Genomic DNA, 20,441 nt, shown 5'->3' with positions numbered 1-20,441 from the left:
ATTTAGTTAAAATGTGTATTTATATTAAATATGCAATACCAACTCCCAAAATAATGGCTATAAACTTTGAGGTATTAAACCTGTGCCCATCACCACTTTCAAACAAAATTGTTGTTGAAATGTGAAAAAATATACCAATTACTATAGCGTTTATTACGGTTATAGCGTTATGCATATCACCGTAAATATTAGCAATAAGGGTACCTAAAGGGGTCATACAGGCAAATACTAGTAAAAAAGCGCCTATTTGAAATTTATCATAATTACTCTTTAACAAAAACATGCTTATTATGGTAGCTATAGGTATTTTGTGTACTAAAACACCGTAAACCATATCATTATGGTTGTGAATTGAGAAGCCTTCTAAAAAGCTATGGATGCATAAACTTAAAAATAGTGCGTACGGAAACGTTTTATCGTTTTTATTATTGTGAACATGCCCATGTTCTGCGCCTTTTGAGAAAAGCTCTAAAATAATTTGAAGCATAATACCGCACATAATGTAAAGTCCTGTGGCTTTTGCTTCTAGGTGGTGGTATACTTCGGGTAGTAGTTCAAAGAGTGTTAATGCTAGCAAAAAAGCACCGCTGAATGATAGTAGTAATTTTGTATTCCAAGATTTTGTGTGCTTTGTGAAACGCGCAATAATAACACCTAAAATTACAGCTAAAAAGGGAAAAAGATAGTTATTCATGAAAATTGTAAAACAAAATGGTGCTTAATAGTGTATTTATGTTATTTAAAAATCATAACTAAACGTTCTGATGTTTTTTTGCTAAACTTACGTAAGTTATAATCGCCAAAAACATCTAGTAAGTGTACGTTGGCTTCTTCAAATAACTGTTCAAAATCTTCTAAAGTAAAACCTCTAACACGTTCTTTGTAATTGTAAAAGTGATCATTGTCTGTAAACGAAATGTCTTTAATAATGTGCTTATCTTCAACGTATCGTTTTAAATTAAAAGTGATGTTGTTTACGGTTTTAACTTCCTCTGGTACTAGGTTGTTAATAACATAATCAGTGTTCATAAAATCTATCACACCAAAACCAAATTCGTTTAAATTAGCTTTAATGGCTTTTATGGTTTTAAGGTTATCAGCATCGTCATCAAAATACCCAAAACTGGTAAATAAATTAAAAACAGCATCAAATTGTTTTTCAAAAGGCTGGCACATGTTATGAACCTTAAAATTTAGGCGATGGTTTTCGTATTTTTTAGCAAAATTAATACTGTTTTCGCTTAAATCTACACCTGTAACATCATAACCAATTTTATTTAAATATCGGGCATGTCTACCACGTCCGCAGGCTAAATCTAAAATTGTACCATTTTCGGGTATATTTAAATAATTAGTAAGCGTATCCATAAACGCATGGGCTTCGGTGTCATTTCTATCTTTATATAAAATGTGGTAGTATGGCGTATCAAACCAAGATGAAAACCAAGTAGATGTATCTGTATTCATTATTCTTTTTATAGGGTTACTGTTTTTATTTAATTTGATGACTCAAAAAAATAGTAAGAATGATAACCCAGTTACGTGTGCTCAAAATGTAATGCAAAAGTACACCAATTTTTATCATATAAAAACATAACATATAAATGACACATGTATGGTAAATACTAAGCTTGTATATTTTAAAAACTATAGTTTGCTTTATGCCAAAAAAAATACGTTATTTTTGCTTCTTATACTTATAAATTAATGTAGTAGCAAAAAATGGATGAAAATTTCAAAATGGTAGCCAAAACATTGTTTGGTTTTGAAGATTTATTAGCAAACGAACTAACACAACTTGGAGCACAAGATGTTAAAAAAGGGGTACGTAATGTAAGTTTTGTTGGTGATAAAGGCTTTATGTACAAAGCAAATTTAGGCCTGCGTACTGCTATAAAAATTTTAAAACCTATACATAGCTTTAAAGTATTTAATGAGCAAGATTTGTATAATAACATATACAAAATGCCTTGGGAAAACTACTTGAAGGCTTCAGGTTCATTGGCGGTAGATGCTACTATTCATTCACAAGTATTCAAACATTCGTTATTTATTGCTTTAAAAACTAAAGATGCTATAGTTGATAGGTTTAGAGATAATACAGGACAACGACCAAATGTAGATTTAAAATTTCCAGATTTAAAAATTAATATTCATATTGATAGAAATGATTGTACAGTATCACTAGATGCCTCAGGCGATTCTTTACACAAACGAGGTTACAAAACAGCTACCAATATTGCGCCCATAAATGAAGTATTAGCTGCTGGTATGATTATGCTGTCTGGTTGGGATGGACAAAGTGATTTTATGGACCCCATGTGCGGCTCTGGCACCATGCTAATTGAGGCTGCTATGATTGCTTGTAACATACCACCAAACCTAATGCGTAAAGAGTTTGCTTTTGAGCGTTGGGAAGATTGGGATGTAGATTTGTTTGAAAAAATTGAAGAATCACTACTAAAAAAAACACGCGATTTTCATTATAAAATTATAGGTTATGATAAAGCGCCCAGTGCCGTTTATAAAGCCAAAGATAATGTTAAGAATGCGCAGTTAGACGATTTTATAACCGTTAAACACGAAGATTTCTTTAAAACCCAAAAAGGCGGAGACGCCAAATTGCACATGGTATTTAATCCACCCTATGGTGAGCGTTTAAATATTGATATGGAGCAATTTTATAAAAATATAGGCGATACCCTAAAGCAAAATTACCCAGGTACCGATGCTTGGTTTATTACATCAAACTTAGATGCTTTGAAACATGTAGGTTTGCGTCCTTCAAGAAAAATACAACTATTTAATGCCAAATTAGAATCTAAATTGGTTAAATATGTTATGTACGAAGGAAGTAAAAAAGGTAAATACATGAAATAAATTTTAGTTTAAAACTAAATAAAATTATGAATGAAGATGTTTTAAATGGTTTAATTCAAACCGAAGAATTACAAACCATTTTGAGTTTAGAAAAAGAGGCACAAGCCTATTTAGAAAGTCATGAGTGGTGTATTGAAGTAAAAAAATCTTGGTATGATTTTGAATTCAGTTCTTATGATTTATTAGGTGTATTTCTATTTGAAATAGAACCCATTAATAAAGATGTTGATGATTTTATTTGGGTAATTGCTGGCGATTTGCCTTTTGTTTATCTAGATAAATCTATTAAATCTGCGCATGAAGCTGTTGATATATATTGCAAATTAATGTATGATTGGGTTGAAAATGTATTAAACGAAAATTCACTTGAAAACTCTTTTCCGGTACCAATAGATCCTACTTTTGAAAACGCAGAGTTACTAAAACTAAGAATAGATATTTTAAAAGAAGTTTTTTTTAGTGAAAGCTAAAAAGGTTTTTTTATACTATTATCGGTCTCGTATAACCGTCATTTACGGATAAATATACGAAGTTTTTCGGTTTAGCACTGAAGTTAGCAATTCCGGGTGGATTCGGACGTAGTCGAATCCACCGTAATTGCGGTTATACATTGTTGGGAACTGGCTTTATTTCGGTTTATATTTTCTTTTTTTATTATGTTCAATAACACTTTTAATAAGCACTATAGCTAAAAGTGAATAAGGAAAATACCAAGAAATGATTTTTCTGTTCATTAAAATCATAGCGAAAATTAACAAACTCCAAAGCACAATATCTGTTACTTTTTTATTTCTTTTCTCTTTATTCTTTTTTTGGTCAAACCTTAAATTTTCTTCAATGGCTTCTTGTGGAATGCTGAATGTTTCTTCTCCGTTATGTTCTAAACAATTTTCAATGTCCTGAATTAACATTTTTCGGGAATAGAATATTTCCTCGTCTGCGTATAAAACAACAGATTGACTTAAGTCAATAAGTCCGATTGAAATAATATTTATGCAAGCACTTACTAATTCGTCAGCACCAAACGTGAATGAAATTCCAAAATCTTTATTCGTTAAATCTTTTTTTAGGTTGGTAAAATCGGAAAGAATTTGTGTTGCGGGATTAAAATAAATTTCAAGAAAGGTTTGATTTCCGTTCAGAACACAATCTATTGAGTCAATTAGATTAAGATTTTCAAATTTTTCAAAGTCAGTTAAGAATTTAAAATCATAACCTAACTCTTTAATTTTATTTTCAAGTTCAATTTTTGTCGGAAGTTTATCTTTCTGAACAAAATTTATTAATGTCATTGACATAGTTTGTTGTGCGTTTTTTTCAGCTTGTTGCCAACTTTAAAAAATTAACCAATCTTACTTAATTTTTTAACTGAAAGTATAAGGTTGTGTAAAAGCTAAATAATTACTTTTTAGCCTTTTTATACAAAGGTATTCTATAGCCTATAGTGTAACTGTAACTGGTGCCTAAACCAGTGCTATCATAGGTGCGGCCGTATCCAGGTATGTAAACGTTTTCAAAATTATCAGGATCAGTTTCACTAGCTAATATTTTTAACTGCACATTTAAACCCATGTAAAGGTTGTTAAATAATTCAACTTTCATACCTAAAATAAGTTCACCCCAAAATGCAGTTAAGCCACTAAATTCTTGGGTGTCTGTTGATGTAAATTGCGGATTCCAATATTGATTAGTGCTGTAAACCGAAAAGCTATTTAAATCGTGCGAAAAACTACTGGCACCAATTCTAAAACCTGCGTAAACCATATTATCCATATCTAGCCAATTTTCATACATATTTAAATCTATACCGGCTTTAAAGTATGAGCCATTGGTAGTAATATCCATATAATCTGTAATGGTGTTTTTTTCTTCAAAACCAATTTCTCCAGCTATATACATGTTTTTTTTCAGTCTAAAATCTGCCGCAACTTCAAAGCCTGTATAATCTTCATCTAAAAAAGAACGTATTAATTTACCAACATCGCCAGCAACTCTTAGCCCGTATTTTTGTTTAACTTTTAAAGAATCGGTTACGTTTACAATACTATCATTTTGGGCAAAGGTAGTGGTGCTAAACGCAATTATTAAAGCTATACTAGTGAAATAAGTTAAAATGTGTTGCGTTTTCATTTTCTACAGGTTGGTTATTAGTTAATTTTATGGGGTTGCCTAAAAGCCAGTTATTACCATCATCTGTTATTACCACTTCAACGTTGTTAAAAATGGTTTTATACCCACAGGCTCTAGATACATAAACTTCTTCGGTGGTATAGTTAATGGTAATGGTGTCTATGTTTCCTTCAATAAAATCATCACTACTATTATCTGGTGTACCATTATTGTTTATGGTAGCGTCTTTTATAAGGTTGTATTGGGTGGTATTGGCATCGGTTTTTAAGGGTAATATAAAATCATCGGCTGTTACAAATTCATAACCAGATAAAATAACGTCATTATCAACCCCAACAACAACTAAGTTAAATACATTTTTACGGTTTTCCTGATTTGTGAAATCATATAAATCTATAAGTAATGATGGTGTTGTTTGTGTGCTTTCCGGACAAATATCATCTCTTTCACAACTTATAAAAGCTACTGTGAAAATTACAAGAGGTAGTATAATTAATTTTAAGTGTTTCATTAGTTTTTGCGTATACGTTTATACGTTTTGTTTATTGAAAATTGTTAGTGTTTTTCAAACAATACAACAGTTTCTATATGTGCTGTATGCGGAAATTGATCTACTAAACTCATTTTTTTTATGGTGTAACCTTCGGCCATTAATTGCTCGGTATCTCGGGCTTGGGTGGCAGGGTTACAAGATACATAAACCAAACGTTCTGCATTTAGGTTTATTATTTTTTTAAGTGTTTTTGGTGCAATACCTGCACGTGCAGGGTCTAAAATAATAGTGCGTATTTTGTTTTTGTACTGCGGGTGTTCGGTAAGGAATTTACCAACATCGGCGGCGTAAAATTTCAAACCATCAATGCTATTTCTTTTGGCGTTTTCTTTAGCATCTTCAATTGCCGATGCCACAATATCCACACCAACAATTTTAGTGTTTTTACTTTTTGAAGCTAAAATTTGCCCAATGGTTCCGGTGCCACAAAACAAATCTAAAACCACTGTATTATCAATAGCTTCTTTGTTTTCTAGTGCATAATCAATAACCTTGGTATATAGTTTTTCGGCGCATTTTGGGTTGGTTTGAAAAAAACTTTTTATGCTAATTTCAAAATTTAAACCAAGTAGTTCTTCAACAATTTTATCTTCACCATAAATAAGTTTAATGCTACCGGTGGTTGCAATGGTGCGGTCTCCAATTTCATCATTAATAGTGTGAAGAAAGCCAGCAACTCTATCTCCAAATAATTCTACCAAATAATTGGCAAATGTAGTTAGGTTAAATTTAGGCAAATCATATGATGTGGTTACCAAATTAAAAAGTAGTTTATTGGTTTTGTACGATTTTCTAACAATAAAATACCTAAAAAAACCTTCTTTTCTTGGAGCGTGCCATGGCGCTAAACCTGTTTGTTGGCAGTAATTTCTAATGTGTTTTAGGTTGTTTTCAACCTGGGCATCAAATAAGCCACTATCGTTATTTAAATTTTCGGCACACCACCATGTACCTCGTTTTTTAAAGCCTAATGTAAAAGCGTCAATATCGGTTTTTTCTGTTCTATCATATCCAATGGCCGAAAAACCGTATTCCATTTTATTTCTGTAATGAAAAGTGTTTGGTGAGCTTACAAATTCATCAAACAAACTTTCAATGTTGGGTACTTTACCAATGCGTTTAAAAAGCTCTAAAGTGCTGGTTTGTTTATATTCATGTTGCTTTTCAATAGGTAAGTAAATATAAGGCGCACCGGGTATATCTTGGTATGGTATAGTGGTTTCGTTTTCGGCTCTAGTAATAACATCAAGCAATTTGCCTTCAGCATACTTTTTACTAGATTTTTTAATTTGCGTTTTAACCGTTTGCCCGGGTATGGTGTTGGGTACAAACACAACAAACTCGCCGTGTTCATTTCTTATACGTCCAATTCCTTTTCCACCAAAGGCGTAATCTTCAATAAGCAGTTCAATTATTTCACCGCGTTTTACAAATTTGTTTCGTTCTCTTCTAGGCATGCTGCAAAAATAATAATAGCAACAAATAAAAGGTTATTTATTTAAATTAAAGTTTCTACCATTTTTACTAAAAAAATAGATAAACAAATAATATTTGTAACTTGCAGTACTTATCTAGGGATGATTTCTCTCCCACGCTGAATTTTCAGAATCTTTTCTGAAAGGATAAAGGTAGAGTAGGAATGGTTATTTTATTAACAATTAAAACTTTTTAAAATGGCTGTTTTACAAAAATTAACGTCACAGCAAGCAATTGAATTAGAAAAAACGTATGGCTCTAACACATACCACCCGTTACCTGTAGTATTAAGCAAAGGGGAAGGTGTATATGTTTGGGATGTAGATGGAAAACGTTATTACGATTTTCTATCGGCTTATTCTGCGGTAAACCAAGGACATTGCCACCCCAAAATTATTAATGCTATGGTTGAGCAAGCAAAAACCTTAACCCTAACATCTAGAGCTTTTTACAATGATAAATTAGGTGTATACGAAAAGTATGCCTGTGAGTATTTTGGTTTTGATAAATTATTACCAATGAACTCTGGTGCCGAAGCCGTAGAAGCGGCTATGAAAGTATGCCGTAAATGGGCTTACGAGGTAAAAGGTATTGCTGAAAACCAAGCGCAAATTATAGTTTGCAAAAACAATTTTCATGGACGTACTACTACCATTGTATCATTTTCAAGTGATAGTACCGCAAATAAAAACTTTGGTCCGTATGCCGATGCTTTTATTAATATTGAATATGATAATTTAGACGCTTTAGAAGAAGCCTTAAAAAACAATAACAACATTGCAGGTTTTTTAGTGGAGCCTATACAAGGCGAAGCAGGTGTATACGTGCCTTCCGAAGGCTATTTAGCCAAAGCAAAAGCCTTGTGCGAAGCGCATAATGTATTATTTATTGCAGATGAAATTCAAACAGGTATTGCCAGAACAGGAAAACTTTTAGCCGTACACCACGAAAACGTACAACCCGATATTTTAATTTTAGGAAAGGCCATAAGTGGTGGCGCGTACCCAATTAGTGCCGTGTTAGCCAACAATAATATTATGGATGTAATGACACCCGGAACACACGGAAGTACTTTTGGCGGAAACCCTTTGGCAGCCGTTATTGCTATTGCTGCTTTAGAGGTGGTTAAAGAAGAAAATCTAGCTGAAAATGCCCGTGTTTTAGGCGAACTTTTTAGAAGCGAAATGAACAAATACATTCAAACTAGTAATATAATTACCAAAGTGCGTGGTAAAGGATTATTAAATGCTGTTGTTGTAAATGATACTGAAGATAGTGACACTGCTTGGAACATGTGTTTAGCTTTAAGAGATAATGGCTTAATAGCAAAACCAACACACGGAAATATTATTAGGTTTGCACCACCATTAGTTATGAATAAAGAACAGTTATTAGACTGTGTGCGCATAATAACAGAAACATTTAAACAATTTGAAAATTAATTTATGGAAGAAACATCTGCTTTTGAAAGTTTTGAACTTGGTATTAACACAGAAATTAAAGACTATTTAACTGAAACCGCCAAATGGTCCTCCTTTTTAGCAATACTAGGCTTTGTAGGCATTGGTTTTATGGTGCTTGGTGGTATAATAATGGGAATAACAGGCGCTGCTTCTAGTGGTTTGGCTTCAGCTTATGGGGCAGGTTACGCATCGGGTGTAGCGTTGTTTTATATTATTATTGCCGCTGTTTATTTTTTTCCTGTACTGTATTTGTTCAGATTTTCAAAAAGTATGAAAAGTGCTTTAAAACAAGAAAATAATAACGATTTTGCTAAAGCGTTTTCAAGTTTAAAATCGCATTACAAGTTTTTAGGCATTTTTTCTATAGTGTTAATTTCACTGTATATTTTAATTATAATAGGAGTAGCCGTAGGCGCTTCAATATTTTAAAAAAAGAAAATAAAGTATAAAAAAAGCGACCGTTTTACTAAAAATGGTCGCTTTTTATTTATTTGAACATTTGAAAAAGGAATTTTTTTATTGAGCTTGTTGGTATTGTTCTAGTATTTGTTGAACATTTTCCATATAAGCATCCCATCCTCCCATACTATAAATATTAAAAATAGCGTAGCAAAAATATAATACATTGATAATTAAACTTACCAAAGCAACAGTTTTAGCGGTATTCATTGTTTTAATACTATTTGAATCAAAGTTTTTTGGGTTTAATTTTGCTTCTTTTAATTTAGATTGAGCTATAAAAAAAGCAATACCAGCAAGGATAAATCCTAAGCCACCAAAACAGCAGCATAAAAAGCCAATAATTGCTAAAACGTATACAAGTGTGGGATTAAGTTTTTGTTGTTCCATAAAGTTCTTTTTATTTGATTATTTTGATTAAGTAGCTTACAATGATTATTATTATTGATAGAATAGCTAAAACTGATTTGATTTTATTTGCGTTTTTAAATGTAAAGAAAATATTAATTAAAATTATAAAAAATAAAGGAAGTAAAGTATAGATAGCAGGATACATGTAGAAAGCATCAACAAATTCTCCTTTAAAAATTAATGCAATTGAGCGTTGCATACCGCAACCAAAACATTCTACACCAAACAACTTTTTGTTTAAACAAGGAAGCATGTATTCTTCCATAAAGCAATAGCTATTTAAAAATTTATGCTAATGTAATAAATAATAAACGTATTACTTTTGGTTGTTAATTACAATTTTTTGGGTTTTTGTAGTATTGTTATCTGCAGTTACTTTTGCAACGTAAACACCAGTACTTAGGTTTTTTGTAGAAAACGAAAGTGTATTACTATTAGAGTTTATAGTTTTAAATAACACCTGTTTACCGCTAACATCAAACATGTTTAATGTTTTTAGCTTTAAACTATTGGGGTTGTTGATTACAACCTGTGCTTGAGCGTTATTTTGGTATATTTTAAAGTTTTTAAAAGTTTCTTCAGTAGTGTTTAAGGTGTTTTTAGCAAACGTAATTTCAAACCTGTCATTATAAACGCCTTTATTTAAAACGGTATTAAAACTACCGTCTTTAATATTGGTGTATGTGTTGGTTTCGTTATCAAACATATATACATCTACATCACTAGGTATGTTGTTAAGTTGATTTACGGTAACGCTAAAAGGCGTATTGTTTTGGTTGGTTTTAAAACCAAATTTTAATCTGGTGCTTTCAGAATAGTTAATAGATTTTATAGATAAATTTTTATCTTCAGAAATTAAATACGCATCACTACTTAGGGTGTTTACATTTGAACCATCAAAACCTTTATTATAGGTATTGTTATCTGGTGTGCCTTTTCTAAAAGCAATAACATTTTCTTTGTAAAACGCATTATTAACGTGTGTGTGTAGTCTTATTTCAGGTATTATTGTAGGGTTATCAATAATCTTTTTATAATCTACACCGTTATGAGACATGGGGTAGTTTTTTGTTTGTGTGTTCTTTTCTGTTTTTTTACTGTTTTTTGCAAAAATAGAACCATGACCAAGCGGTGTTGAGTCTTCTGCAAAAGAAACACGCATAGCGTTGGTAAATTCGGCATCACCACCAAGGCCAATAGGGTCACTGGCTATTATAAAACCTTGCCCTATGGCAGCAAAACGTCTTCGGTTATTTCCGGTAAAATCAGTTGTATTTCCAGAAGTAGTTCCATTTGTAGTACCATCGCCATTATAGTTTTCAAAAGGAGCCACATTGTAGGTGCCATTATCGCCTAAATCTGTTAAATCACCAGGAATATATTCACCGTAACCACCTTCATAATCTGCTAGATAATGTGAGTTGTTTTCTTTTTGTTCCCAGAAATAAATTTCATTTAAAAGGATAGCTTGATTGGTTACTGATTCTACAAAAAACAATTTTAAATCTAGTGCAGAAGGGTATGGGTTACCTGTTAACGTTTGTGCACTATTTGGTATTCCCGATGGTTGATCATCAACACCATCAAACCTACAGCTTACTAAAATAGTTCCGTTATTTGGGCGCCCTCTAAAATCTAACACATTATCAGTATTAGGGCTTCCTTTTAAAGTAAAACCATAACCAGTTTCAATATTGCCGGCATCTAACTCTTGCTGCCAACTGTAGTATCCTTCGCCATCGCGCATGCTGTAAATCCAGTAGTTTGCAAGTTCTGTAGCAGTGCCTTCATAACTGGTTGTATATGCGTAAGGTACAGAAGTTACATTGCTAACATCAGTGTCATCATCAGGGTCGTGTATGTTGGTACCGTTAAAATCTACGTTTTGGTTTGAAGTATTATCACTAACACCAACTGGAGAGCACCAAAAGTTGTATTCATATACATTGGTGGTTTGGTTTTGGTAAACTGAAATTTCACCTGCATCAGAGTTTTTTATATCAACATCTTGTACTAACTGCGCATCGCCTCTTAAGTAAAAATTGGAAGTGGCAGACTCTAACCTAATGTCATTAGTTACAAAAACGGGCACATCAAGTGCGTATAATTCAGTATTGTTGCCAACGTATAAATCTTGTGCAAAAACGTTAGAAAAACAAGCTAGTAAGCTTAATATTAAAGTAGTATGTTTCATAATTTGGGGTAAATGAATAGTACTAAAGTACAATTTTTTTTGTTAAATTGAAAATAGCTGCCTATTGTTTACACTTTTTACACGTATTCATTATAATTTTGTTAAAAATTTAAAATGAAATATCTAAACTATATACTCATAATTTTAGGCGCCATGGTAGCGTTATATGCTAACAGTAGTAAAACGCAAAATGTGTTTGTGCTTATAATTGGCATTGTTATGCTTATGTTAGGTGTTTACAGGGTTTCAACAACCATACCTAGCAAAAAAGATAAAGATGAATTTGATAATACTAATGATTAAATGAGTTTTAAAAAGGGCGATACAGTTGCGGTTTTAGATGAAAATTTATCGGGTATTGTTACAAATATTGCGGGTACAACAATTACTATTGAAACTGAAGATGGTTTTTTATTAAATTTTGAAGCCAATGCTTTGGTTAAAGAAGATGTTTCAGCATTAAAAAAATCTGTTTTCACACACAAAAGCTTAAATGCCGTAGTTTCTGAAAAAGAAGAAAAAAAACGACATAAACAGCCAAAAGTAAAGGCTAAAGAACGTTTTCAGTCAACCATGGAAGTAGATTTGCATATACATCAGTTAGTGAAAAATGCGAAAGGCATGAGTAATCACGAGATGTTAACACTACAACTTGATACGGCAAAAAGACAATTAGAATTTGCTATAAATAAACGCATACAAAAAGTTGTTTTTATACACGGTGTAGGTGCAGGTGTTTTAAAACTTGAGTTAGAATACCTTTTTGGACGCTACAATCATATAAAGTTTTATGATGCCAATTACCAAAAATACGGTTTAGGCGCTACCGAAGTTTACATTTACCAAAACTTAGCACCTTAATTAAAAGCGGGCGTTAAAGTTTCAGTTTTTGATGTTTTGCTATCACCGGTTAAATTACCAAAAAACAACGCGTCTTGTGTTAGGTTTGTAAGGTCTAAATTTAAAATGGTAGCCGTAACTAAAAATGCTTTCGTATAACTGTGTTGTCTGTAAGCTGTAGCAGGTAAAACATCACTAACATCTGGATTTAAATAATCTGGTCCAACAGCTTCATTAGTTTCGTCGTTTTCAGGGTTTTGGTCTTGTACACCTTTTTCTTCGTCTCTAGTTAATGTACCATCACCATCATCATCATTGTCTAAATAATCGGGTGTGCCATCGCCATCGGTGTCTTGCGCATCGCTTAAATCGCCATCGCCATTAGGGTCTGGGTTTTCATTAGCGGTTGGCACATTATCGCCATCATCATCAAAATCAATATAATCGGGTATACCATCCCCGTCAGTATCTTGCGCATCATCAAAAATACCATCGCCGTTTGGGTCTGGGTTTTCAAGTTCTGTAGGTACGCCATCGTTATCATCTTCAGTTAAAACAGTTCTAAAAAATACAGAACAAGCACTTTCATCATCATTTGTAATTTCAATGTCAGCAGGCGGAACGTCATTACAAAATAAATCGCCACCAGAAATTGAGGCATTACTGTAAGTTCTGTAGTTAAAAGTACCGGTTTTAGTTTCTTCAAAGGTATTATCATCGGCTACATTTAGCATAGCATCTACGGTGTAATTGCTAATGAATACTGAAAGAGATTCAGATGGGTCATTCTTAGTTTTATAAAGTACAATGCCACTAACACCATTACAAGCCTGAAAAGTGTCTTCAAAATCAAGACTTACGGTAATAACATCACCATCATCACATGAATAAATAGTGGTTAAACACAATGAAAATAAAACTAAAAATACGTGGCGCATAGGTGTTAATTTTACAGCAAAAATAATAGAATTGTTATTTATAACGTATGTTATTGAAAATAATTTTATTTCAAGTATTTTTGCCACCTAAAACGCTTCAATTGTATTACAAATGAAAACTGTGTATTTTGATAACGCTGCTACAACAAAACTACGCGATGAAGTAGTTACCTCTATGGCAACAGTTATGCAAAATAACTACGGAAACCCATCATCTTCATACAGTTTGGGCAGAGCCTCAAAGGTTTTAATAGAAAAGGCTAGAAAAACCATTGCCACTATTTTTAATGTTTCTGAAGGTGAAATTATTTTTACTTCGGGCGGTACAGAAGCCGATAATTTAATATTGAAAAGTGCGGTAAATAGTTTACATGTTACTCATATTATTTCAACAAAAATAGAGCATCATGCGGTTTTAAATACCTTGTTAAATTTAGAAGAAACAGCAAACATTAAATTAACATTTTTAGATGTTGATGCACGCGGAAACATAAGTTTTGAAGCCTTAGAAAACGCCCTAAAAACAGAGGCAAAGACCTTGGTAAGCCTCATGTATATTAACAATGAAATTGGTAATATTTTAGATGTTGCACGTGTAGCCACCTTGTGTAAGCAATATGGCGCTTTGTTTCATAGTGATGCGGTACAAGCAATAGGGCATTACAATATAAATTTACAGGATATTGCTGTAGATTTTTTAGCGGCATCGGCACATAAATTTCATGGCCCCAAAGGTGTAGGTTTTGCTTTTATACGTAAAAATACGGGCTTAAAACCAATAATAACTGGTGGCGAACAAGAACGCGGTTTAAGAGCAGGCACCGAGAGTGTGCACAATATTGTGGGTATGGAAACCGCCATTAAAATGGCTTACAATAATATTGATACCGAAAGGGCATATATTACATCAATTAAACAGTATTTTATTGATAAAATTTCAGAGGAAATACCTCAAGTAACATTTAACGGACTTTCCGGAAACATAAAAACAAGCGCATACAATTTAGTGAATGTTTGCTTGCCACTGCCACCCGAAAGTACGGCTATGATTTTATTTCAGTTAGATTTAAAAGGTATTGCTTGCTCAAGAGGTAGTGCTTGCCAAAGTGGTAGCACAAAAGCATCGCATGTTTTGGCCGAAATTTTAAATAGTAATGATGTTAAAAAACCGTCTTTACGCTTTTCATTTAGTAGCTATAATACCAAAGAAGAAGTAGATTATGTTATTAAAACTCTTAAAACCTTTATTAAATAAGTAGTTTTTGTGCTTATTTTTAGTAATTTCTTTGTTTTTTAAGGTTGATTTTGTACTTTTAATCTATAAGTCTCTCACATTTTATTTACCCAAATCTAAATTTAATTGTATGAGAGTCTACAATATTTATTTTTCTTTCCTAATTTTATTAGCATTACAATGGCATGTGCACGCCCAAGTTGGTATTGGTACAGTAACACCTAATCCTACTTCAATTCTAGATGTTGAATCTACCACACAAGGTATGTTAACGCCAAGAATGACAACTGCACAAAGAAATGCCATTGCAACACCTGCACAGGGCCTTTTAGTGTTTGATACAGATGAAAATTTGTTTTATTATTACAGCGGATCTGCATGGTTGCCGCTTTCAAACCAACAAAGAGATAATTATAAATTAGTAAAAAGCGCCGCCGATTTAGCCGATGAACTTGCTGCTGGTGGTGGTACCGAGTACTTATTATCAACTAATACGCTTTACGAAATAAACGGAACAATATTATTAGCAGCGCCTATTAATTTAAATAGTGCTTACGTTACAGGTAGAGACACCAATGAAGATGTGCTGGTACGCTCTGGAGGTACTTTATTTCAAGGAAGCACTAGTGGTTCAATAAGAAGTTTAACGCTTACTGCGCCTGGAGGCACTATTTTTAATTTAACAGGTACAGGGGCAGAAAATTTAATATTAAGAGATGGCTTTATTGTAAACTCAGGGAGCGTTGGTACTATTTCAGATTTTAATTTAGTATTTACAAGTATTTTACAGTTTGTTGGTAATACTGCTGGTATTACATATACAGATATTCATCAGTTATTATTGAATTCTGAAGGTTGGGATGGTTCAAATGGTGGTACATACCAAACTATGACGGGCGATTTTGAAGTTATTGCCAAACAAGGTGGTTTTAGCGAGGTTACTGGTGTTAATGTGGGTTTTGATGTTACAGGTATTACATCTCTTAGTGGCGGCGGAACTTTAGCAGCCGTGGCCTTTTATGGTGGTGGTAATTATATTAATGGCCCATCACCATACACAGGTTATAGTTTTACCAGAGACTGGGATGTGAATTGCCCAGGAATACCTGTTGAAACCGATGGTGTTGCTGGTGGAAATTTTTATTATGATGGCGTGGTAACTACTGGGTTTACTCAAACAATAAATAACGGAACTGCAGTTGAAGTTCAAGGAAACGGATCTTGGGTTGCTAATAATTTATTTAGATTTACTAGTACAGGTGGTGATAATGAGCTTGAATATGATGGTGTTAAAACAAGACAGTTTCAAATAAATGCGTCTTTATCTGTTAGGGTAACTGGGGCTGCAGGAAATTTTTATGCGTTTTATATAGCAAAAGAGGGCGTTGTAATTCCAGAATCTAATGCTGTGATATATATTGATAACGATAGTCAAATTCAAAATGTATCTATAAATACCAATACTAGCTTAATTAATGGTGAAGCTATTCAAGTTTATGCACAACGTTTAACTGGCTCAGGTACAGATAATTTAATCGTGTTTTCAGAGAACGTAAGTATAAAATAATTAAAACTTCATAGTAGTTCTTACATTAAACACTCGTGGTGTTAAGTAGTTTGGTATGGCGTATTGGCGTTTGCTATATACATCTCTAACCCAAGTGTTTGTAATAGAGTTTTGCACATCAAAAATATTAAATATTTCAAAACCTAAAGAGAGTTCTTTAAATGGTTTCTTCCAACCGCTGTTAAATTGTTTTTTAGCATCAACCAAAACTAATTGTAAGCCAAAATCGGCTCGTTTATAATCTGGTAGTCTGTTTTGGTACACATAAGGGTCTGCATAACTAGGTGAGCCACCCGGAACGCCCGTATTATAAACCAAATTTAAATACATTTTTAAATGTGGCATGTTTGGCACGTAATCTTGAAACAAGGCAGCAAATTTTAAACGTTGGTCTGTTGGTCTAGCAATATAGCCTTGGTTTTCAATGTTTTCTTCGGTTTTTAAGTAGCCAAAACTAAACCAAGATTCGGTACCAGGTACAAATTCACCATTCAAACGCATATCTAAACCATAAGCATAGGCTTTGGCACTGTTATTGGCTCTGTAGCGTATACGTACGTTTTCAATGGTGTATGGGTTTACTTGGGTTAAATGTTTATAATATACTTCTGAAGTTAATTTAAAAGGGCGGTTCCACATTTTAAAACTATAATCATTACCTAAAACCACGTGCATAGATTTTTGGGCTTTAACATGTGGTTGTACAGTGCCTGTGGCATCGCGCAATGCTCTGTAAAACGGTGGTTGATAGTATAAACCCGCAGCTGCCCTAAAAAGCATGTCTTTTTTCCAGTGTGGTTTAATGGCAAATTGCGCTCTGGGGCTAAAAACCGTTTGGTTTGATGTACTAATTCCGGTACCGCTAACAGACCAGTTGTGTGCTCTAATACCAGCATTGTACCAAACATCACTATTGCCTATAGTTGAACGTTTGCTCCATTGTAAATAAGCTTGAAACCTATTTATTTGGGTGCTATTTGTTGCTCTAACATTAGAAAAAGGCTCTAAAGGGCCTGTGTAGGCGTTGTAAGGTTGTTCGTTTATAGGTATAGTTTTTGGTGGACGAATGGAAAACCCAGCAGAGTCAATAACTTCCCATTCAACCAAGCGGTCTCTTATATCTTCGTGGGTGTATTTTACAGACCATTCAAAGCGGTTATCGTTCAGTTTAAAATCGCCTTTGTGTTCAATATTCGTTATTAACGCATCCAAATCATTTCTACCATGATTTAATTGGCTTCCAATACCTTCGCTAAATTCAACTTCACCCAAATCTTCTTCGCCAATATTGGTATTTACTTCGCCTAAGCGGTATTGGGCTAAAATATCAAAATACTCTTCTTCGGTTGTATGATATGTTGAAGCAATAAGCTTTAGGGTTAAATCATCATTCACAAAATACGAACCTTTAAAAGCACCAAAATAGGTTTGGTATTGATCTTTTTCTTGCCCTTCATAAAATACCAAAAGTGCTATGGGATCACTTAAAGTACCAAAATTGGTTTGTCGTGTTTGGGGCTGATAGTTATACTTGTTTATAGAAGCATTTCCTAAAAAACTTAAATGAAATTTACTAGTGAATTTATAGGTGAAGTAGGCCTGTAAATCGGCAAAAGTAGGGGTAAAGTTGGTTTCTGTTTCCTTGGCGTTTACAAACAAACTGTTGTCTCTGTAGCGTGCGCCAACAATACTTGTGAATTTTGAATCTTTACTAACATCTTCATAAGATACACTACCACCCAAAAGACTTAAATCGGCATTAATTTCAAACTGATAAGGTGTTTTGTAGGTAATGTCTAATACCGAGGAAAGCTTATCGCCATATTTAGCTTGAAAACCACCTGCCGAAAACTCTACATTTTGTACCAAATTAGAGTTTACAAAGCTTAAACCTTCTTGTTGCCCAGAGCGTATTAAAAAAGGTCTGTAAACTTCAATATCATTTACATACACAAGGTTTTCATCAAAATTACCACCTCTAACGGCGTATTGTGTACTTAACTCATTGTTGTTATTAACCCCAGGAAGCGACATTAATAAGTTTTCAACACCAGCATTTGCTCCAGGAATTTTTCTAATAGTTTCTGGTTGAAGCGTTATAATACCTTCAACATCTTTTCGTTTTTTAGAGCTAACAACTACGGTTGCAATTTGCTCTACAGCTGTTTTTATAACTGGGTTAAACTCAAAAGTTTCGCCGTTTTTTAGGTTGAATGTAGCTACTACTTTCTTATAAGAAATGTGCGTAAAACTTACAATTACGTTAGTGCTTGCAGCAATATTTAACGTGTAAAATCCATTGCTGTTTGTTTGTGTACCATTGCCATTATTTGTTGTAATGTTTACACCTTCAATAGGGGTGTTGTTGTCATTTAAAATAACACCTTTTAAGGTTGCCGTTTGTGAAAAACTAAGGCTTGTAATTAAAAAAAATACCGTTACTAAAAAAAGATGTTTTGATTTCAATGGTGGTTAAAGTTTATTTTCTGTAAAACAACGTTTCAAAAGTAGAATTATTTCCAACATTATCTGTAACAATTACTTTTAAATTGTTTTTAGTGTCTGTAACAACGCCATCACTAAAACTATGTGTTAGTGTTTTTGTTTTATAATCATACTCCATTAAAATCCACTTGCCGTTTACAGTGGCTCTGTAGTTTGAAATGCCAGAACCTGCATCATCAATTTTAATTTTTAGGTAATGGTAATTGCTTATCCATTGTTTGTTTTTAAAATTAATGGCTCTAATGGTTGGTGGCGTAGTATCTGTAGCTAAGGCATACGTACCTAAAGTTTTGGTTCTTGCGGTTAAAGTGTTTTCTGTTCGCTTTGTAGATGTGTATGCAGGGTATTGCTTGCTGCCCACTAAGCGTGCAATGTAAAGTTTGCTTTTGTCGGTGGTGTTGTAATGGCTAATATTATAGGTAATATTAAAATATGTTTTTGCAGCTATAACATCTTTATGGAGTTTTAGTGTATCATTGCGTAATTCAAAATCTAAATAAAAATCATCATAAAATGTATCTTTATAAAAATCTACAGATACCATACCTTCTTTTAAATTAGTAGTTTGGTTGGCTTTTATATAATAAGGTGTTGTTTTGGTTTCGGCAGGTTTTGCTGTTGGGCTTTTTTCACCTTTAATATTTAGTGTAACCCATGTTTCATTGTTTTTAAAATCGGCAATTCTAATTTTATAAACCGCGTAGGCACTATCTTTTATGTGTAAAACACCATTATTTACAACCGATTTAAAAATACTTAACGGATTATTTTTTTTGAATAATTTTTGAATGCGCTGCCTTTTAGTAGCATAATGTTCATAATCTATAAGCTCATTGATGTGTTTGGTTTCAGCAAAAGAAAAGCGTTTAAAATCTAGCTCAAAATTTCTGTTACCATTAAAAAAGGTTTGAATATTGTAAACACCATTTGAGTTTGGTGCGTAATTTTGCCTATCATTAGTTTCAATACCAATACCAATATTACCAATAGCGTGAATGTTTTCAACAGTATAATCGCCATTTTTTAAAGGTATTAAGCGTAGTTTTTGCTTTTCATTACTGTTATTAATAAAAGCATTTTTATCTAAAGGGTAAGCGTAAACAGATTTTACGTAAGGCCCAGAAGTATCGGCAATATCAATACCAAAAAGCATGGGATTTATTGGGCGCTCAAGGTTATCTCTAATTTCATAATGCAAATGTGGGCCACCAGAACCGCCCGAATTGCCGCTGTAGGCAATTAAACTGTCTTTTTTAACAAGTAATGTTTCGGCACTTGGAAATAATTCAATTTCATAAGATTCTTTTTTGTACTGTTGCTTTTTTACATAAGCTTCAATTGCTGGCGAAAACTTTTGCAAATGCGCATAAACAGTTGTATAGCCGTTAGGGTGTGTAATATAAAGTGCTTTACCGTAACCGTAATGCGATACTTTTATACGACTAACATAACCACTAGCCGAAGCTTTTACTTTTAACCCAACACGTTGCTGTGTTTTTATGTCTATACCAGAATGAAAATGGTTAGAACGTAACTCTGCAAATGTACCCGATAGTATTAAAGGTATTTCTAGCGGGTTGCTAAAATAATCTTGCGGATACGGGTTTTGCGCAACAACAAAACTTGGAAAAATAAATAGGGCAATTAGTAAAAATCTCATAAAAAAGTACTTGTAGCTAAAATATTAAATTGAAGTTAAAACGCAAAGGTAAAACAAAAATCAAGCCACAGTTTTAACTAAAATACCCTTAAAAGACGATTTTAAAATTTTATTGAAAAACAATTGTAATT

20 protein-coding genes are annotated in these 20,441 nt (G+C 33.1%); 8 read left to right on the top strand and 12 right to left on the bottom strand.

All coding sequences use genetic code 11. From position 1 onward, the window contains the following. Window positions 1-19: 19 nt before the first annotated feature. Together ACXAG4_RS13420 and ACXAG4_RS13415 are read right to left on the bottom strand one after the other, a co-directional pair. On the bottom strand, window positions 20-694 hold the full coding sequence (locus tag ACXAG4_RS13420) for a ZIP family metal transporter (protein ID WP_475296594.1): 675 nt from the start codon (window positions 692-694) through the stop codon (window positions 20-22). 41 nt (window positions 695-735) lie between these two features. Beyond that, entirely contained in the window at window positions 736-1,467 is a 732-nt protein-coding gene (locus tag ACXAG4_RS13415; protein ID WP_475296593.1) for a class I SAM-dependent methyltransferase, read from the bottom strand. A 255-nt stretch (window positions 1,468-1,722) separates the two neighbouring features. Here ACXAG4_RS13415 and ACXAG4_RS13410 point away from each other — a divergent pair, with 255 nt between their 5' ends. Both ACXAG4_RS13410 and ACXAG4_RS13405 read left to right on the top strand, forming a co-directional pair. Further along, complete coding sequence (locus ACXAG4_RS13410) at window positions 1,723-2,880, top strand: THUMP domain-containing class I SAM-dependent RNA methyltransferase (protein ID WP_475296592.1); 1,158 nt, start codon at window positions 1,723-1,725, stop codon at window positions 2,878-2,880. Between the two features lie 26 nt (window positions 2,881-2,906). After that, entirely contained in the window at window positions 2,907-3,350 is a 444-nt protein-coding gene (locus tag ACXAG4_RS13405) for a hypothetical protein (protein ID WP_475296591.1), read from the top strand. 156 nt (window positions 3,351-3,506) lie between these two features. Here ACXAG4_RS13405 and ACXAG4_RS13400 read toward each other — a convergent pair whose 3' ends face one another. From ACXAG4_RS13400 to rlmD, 4 genes are all read right to left on the bottom strand, one after another. Beyond that, the gene (locus tag ACXAG4_RS13400) at window positions 3,507-4,172 is read right to left on the bottom strand and encodes a hypothetical protein (RefSeq protein ID WP_475296590.1); all 666 of its coding nucleotides are present in this window, start codon (window positions 4,170-4,172) and stop codon (window positions 3,507-3,509) included. A 109-nt stretch (window positions 4,173-4,281) separates the two neighbouring features. Further along, a complete protein-coding gene (locus ACXAG4_RS13395) occupies window positions 4,282-5,010 on the bottom strand; it encodes a DUF6048 family protein (protein ID WP_475296589.1) in 729 nt (242 codons plus the stop codon). After that, window positions 4,976-5,521: a DUF6452 family protein gene (locus ACXAG4_RS13390; protein ID WP_475296588.1), complete on the bottom strand. Its 546-nt coding sequence runs from the start codon at window positions 5,519-5,521 to the stop codon at window positions 4,976-4,978. The genes ACXAG4_RS13395 and ACXAG4_RS13390 overlap by 35 nt, the downstream gene beginning before the upstream one ends. Window positions 5,522-5,565: 44 nt before the next feature. Then, on the bottom strand, window positions 5,566-7,020 hold the full coding sequence (gene rlmD / locus ACXAG4_RS13385) for a 23S rRNA (uracil(1939)-C(5))-methyltransferase RlmD (RefSeq protein WP_475296587.1): 1,455 nt from the start codon (window positions 7,018-7,020) through the stop codon (window positions 5,566-5,568). Window positions 7,021-7,236: 216 nt separating this feature from the next. Here rlmD and rocD point away from each other — a divergent pair, with 216 nt between their 5' ends. After that, entirely contained in the window at window positions 7,237-8,481 is a 1,245-nt protein-coding gene (gene rocD, locus ACXAG4_RS13380) for an ornithine--oxo-acid transaminase (protein WP_475296586.1), read from the top strand. A gap of 3 nt (window positions 8,482-8,484) precedes the next feature. Continuing rightward, window positions 8,485-8,931: a DUF5362 family protein gene (locus tag ACXAG4_RS13375; RefSeq protein WP_475296585.1), complete on the top strand. Its 447-nt coding sequence runs from the start codon at window positions 8,485-8,487 to the stop codon at window positions 8,929-8,931. An 87-nt stretch (window positions 8,932-9,018) separates the two neighbouring features. On the opposite strand, the gene ACXAG4_RS13370 is transcribed toward ACXAG4_RS13375, so the two are convergent. Genes ACXAG4_RS13370 through ACXAG4_RS13360 form a run of 3 tightly spaced genes read right to left on the bottom strand, consistent with a single transcriptional unit; the run spans window position 9,019 to window position 11,566 of the window. Then, window positions 9,019-9,351 carry a CCC motif membrane protein gene (locus tag ACXAG4_RS13370; protein WP_475296584.1) on the bottom strand — a complete coding sequence of 111 codons (333 nt, stop codon included), beginning with the start codon at window positions 9,349-9,351 and terminating at the stop codon, window positions 9,019-9,021. Between the two features lie 10 nt (window positions 9,352-9,361). Then, window positions 9,362-9,637, bottom strand: coding sequence for a DUF2752 domain-containing protein (locus ACXAG4_RS13365; protein WP_475296583.1), 276 nt, complete (start codon window positions 9,635-9,637; stop codon window positions 9,362-9,364). Between the two features lie 51 nt (window positions 9,638-9,688). After that, entirely contained in the window at window positions 9,689-11,566 is a 1,878-nt protein-coding gene (locus ACXAG4_RS13360) for a T9SS type A sorting domain-containing protein (protein ID WP_475296582.1), read from the bottom strand. Window positions 11,567-11,680: 114 nt separating this feature from the next. On the opposite strand from ACXAG4_RS13360, the gene ACXAG4_RS13355 reads away from it, so the two are divergent. Next, entirely contained in the window at window positions 11,681-11,869 is a 189-nt protein-coding gene (locus ACXAG4_RS13355) for a hypothetical protein (RefSeq protein ID WP_475296581.1), read from the top strand. Further along, on the top strand, window positions 11,870-12,427 hold the full coding sequence (locus ACXAG4_RS13350; protein WP_475296580.1) for a Smr/MutS family protein: 558 nt from the start codon (window positions 11,870-11,872) through the stop codon (window positions 12,425-12,427). Here the strand turns inward: ACXAG4_RS13350 and ACXAG4_RS13345 are convergent. Then, window positions 12,424-13,431, bottom strand: coding sequence for a hypothetical protein (locus ACXAG4_RS13345; RefSeq protein ID WP_475296579.1), 1,008 nt, complete (start codon window positions 13,429-13,431; stop codon window positions 12,424-12,426). The genes ACXAG4_RS13350 and ACXAG4_RS13345 overlap by 4 nt on opposite strands. Before the next feature lie 25 nt (window positions 13,432-13,456). Here ACXAG4_RS13345 and ACXAG4_RS13340 point away from each other — a divergent pair, with 25 nt between their 5' ends. Beyond that, window positions 13,457-14,599 carry a cysteine desulfurase family protein gene (locus ACXAG4_RS13340; protein WP_475296578.1) on the top strand — a complete coding sequence of 381 codons (1,143 nt, stop codon included), beginning with the start codon at window positions 13,457-13,459 and terminating at the stop codon, window positions 14,597-14,599. A gap of 109 nt (window positions 14,600-14,708) precedes the next feature. Further along, a complete protein-coding gene (locus ACXAG4_RS13335) occupies window positions 14,709-16,145 on the top strand; it encodes a cell wall anchor protein (protein ID WP_475296577.1) in 1,437 nt (478 codons plus the stop codon). Here the strand turns inward: ACXAG4_RS13335 and ACXAG4_RS13330 are convergent, their stop codons facing one another. Together ACXAG4_RS13330 and ACXAG4_RS13325 are read right to left on the bottom strand one after the other, a co-directional pair. Then, the gene (locus tag ACXAG4_RS13330; protein WP_475296576.1) at window positions 16,146-18,611 is read right to left on the bottom strand and encodes a carboxypeptidase-like regulatory domain-containing protein; all 2,466 of its coding nucleotides are present in this window, start codon (window positions 18,609-18,611) and stop codon (window positions 16,146-16,148) included. Window positions 18,612-18,624: 13 nt separating this feature from the next. After that, entirely contained in the window at window positions 18,625-20,310 is a 1,686-nt protein-coding gene (locus ACXAG4_RS13325) for a M23 family metallopeptidase (protein ID WP_475296575.1), read from the bottom strand. Window positions 20,311-20,441: the final 131 nt, after the last annotated feature.

The sequence above is a fragment of the Seonamhaeicola sp. ABD4_175 genome (assembly GCF_056160885.1).
Note: the sequence above shows the minus strand (reverse complement) of the source record. Positions and strands in the feature narration are given on the sequence as shown.

Excerpts from the sequence above, each read along its gene's own strand:
- ACXAG4_RS13335 (WP_475296577.1), top strand. The coding sequence starts at position 14,709 with ATGAGAGTCTACAATATTTATTTTTCTTTCCTAATTTTATTAGCATTA.
- ACXAG4_RS13355 (WP_475296581.1), top strand. The coding sequence starts at position 11,681 with ATGAAATATCTAAACTATATACTCATAATTTTAGGCGCCATGGTAGCG.
- ACXAG4_RS13340 (WP_475296578.1), top strand. The coding sequence starts at position 13,457 with ATGAAAACTGTGTATTTTGATAACGCTGCTACAACAAAACTACGCGAT.
- ACXAG4_RS13415 (WP_475296593.1), bottom strand. The coding sequence starts at position 1,467 with ATGAATACAGATACATCTACTTGGTTTTCATCTTGGTTTGATACGCCA.
- ACXAG4_RS13395 (WP_475296589.1), bottom strand. The coding sequence starts at position 5,010 with ATGAAAACGCAACACATTTTAACTTATTTCACTAGTATAGCTTTAATA.
- ACXAG4_RS13365 (WP_475296583.1), bottom strand. The coding sequence starts at position 9,637 with ATGGAAGAATACATGCTTCCTTGTTTAAACAAAAAGTTGTTTGGTGTA.
- ACXAG4_RS13370 (WP_475296584.1), bottom strand. The coding sequence starts at position 9,351 with ATGGAACAACAAAAACTTAATCCCACACTTGTATACGTTTTAGCAATT.
- ACXAG4_RS13405 (WP_475296591.1), top strand. The coding sequence starts at position 2,907 with ATGAATGAAGATGTTTTAAATGGTTTAATTCAAACCGAAGAATTACAA.
- ACXAG4_RS13420 (WP_475296594.1), bottom strand. The coding sequence starts at position 694 with ATGAATAACTATCTTTTTCCCTTTTTAGCTGTAATTTTAGGTGTTATT.
- ACXAG4_RS13410 (WP_475296592.1), top strand. The coding sequence starts at position 1,723 with ATGGATGAAAATTTCAAAATGGTAGCCAAAACATTGTTTGGTTTTGAA.
- rlmD (WP_475296587.1), bottom strand. The coding sequence starts at position 7,020 with ATGCCTAGAAGAGAACGAAACAAATTTGTAAAACGCGGTGAAATAATT.
- ACXAG4_RS13375 (WP_475296585.1), top strand. The coding sequence starts at position 8,485 with ATGGAAGAAACATCTGCTTTTGAAAGTTTTGAACTTGGTATTAACACA.
- ACXAG4_RS13325 (WP_475296575.1), bottom strand. The coding sequence starts at position 20,310 with ATGAGATTTTTACTAATTGCCCTATTTATTTTTCCAAGTTTTGTTGTT.
- rocD (WP_475296586.1), top strand. The coding sequence starts at position 7,237 with ATGGCTGTTTTACAAAAATTAACGTCACAGCAAGCAATTGAATTAGAA.
- ACXAG4_RS13400 (WP_475296590.1), bottom strand. The coding sequence starts at position 4,172 with ATGACATTAATAAATTTTGTTCAGAAAGATAAACTTCCGACAAAAATT.
- ACXAG4_RS13360 (WP_475296582.1), bottom strand. The coding sequence starts at position 11,566 with ATGAAACATACTACTTTAATATTAAGCTTACTAGCTTGTTTTTCTAAC.
- ACXAG4_RS13350 (WP_475296580.1), top strand. The coding sequence starts at position 11,870 with ATGAGTTTTAAAAAGGGCGATACAGTTGCGGTTTTAGATGAAAATTTA.
- ACXAG4_RS13390 (WP_475296588.1), bottom strand. The coding sequence starts at position 5,521 with ATGAAACACTTAAAATTAATTATACTACCTCTTGTAATTTTCACAGTA.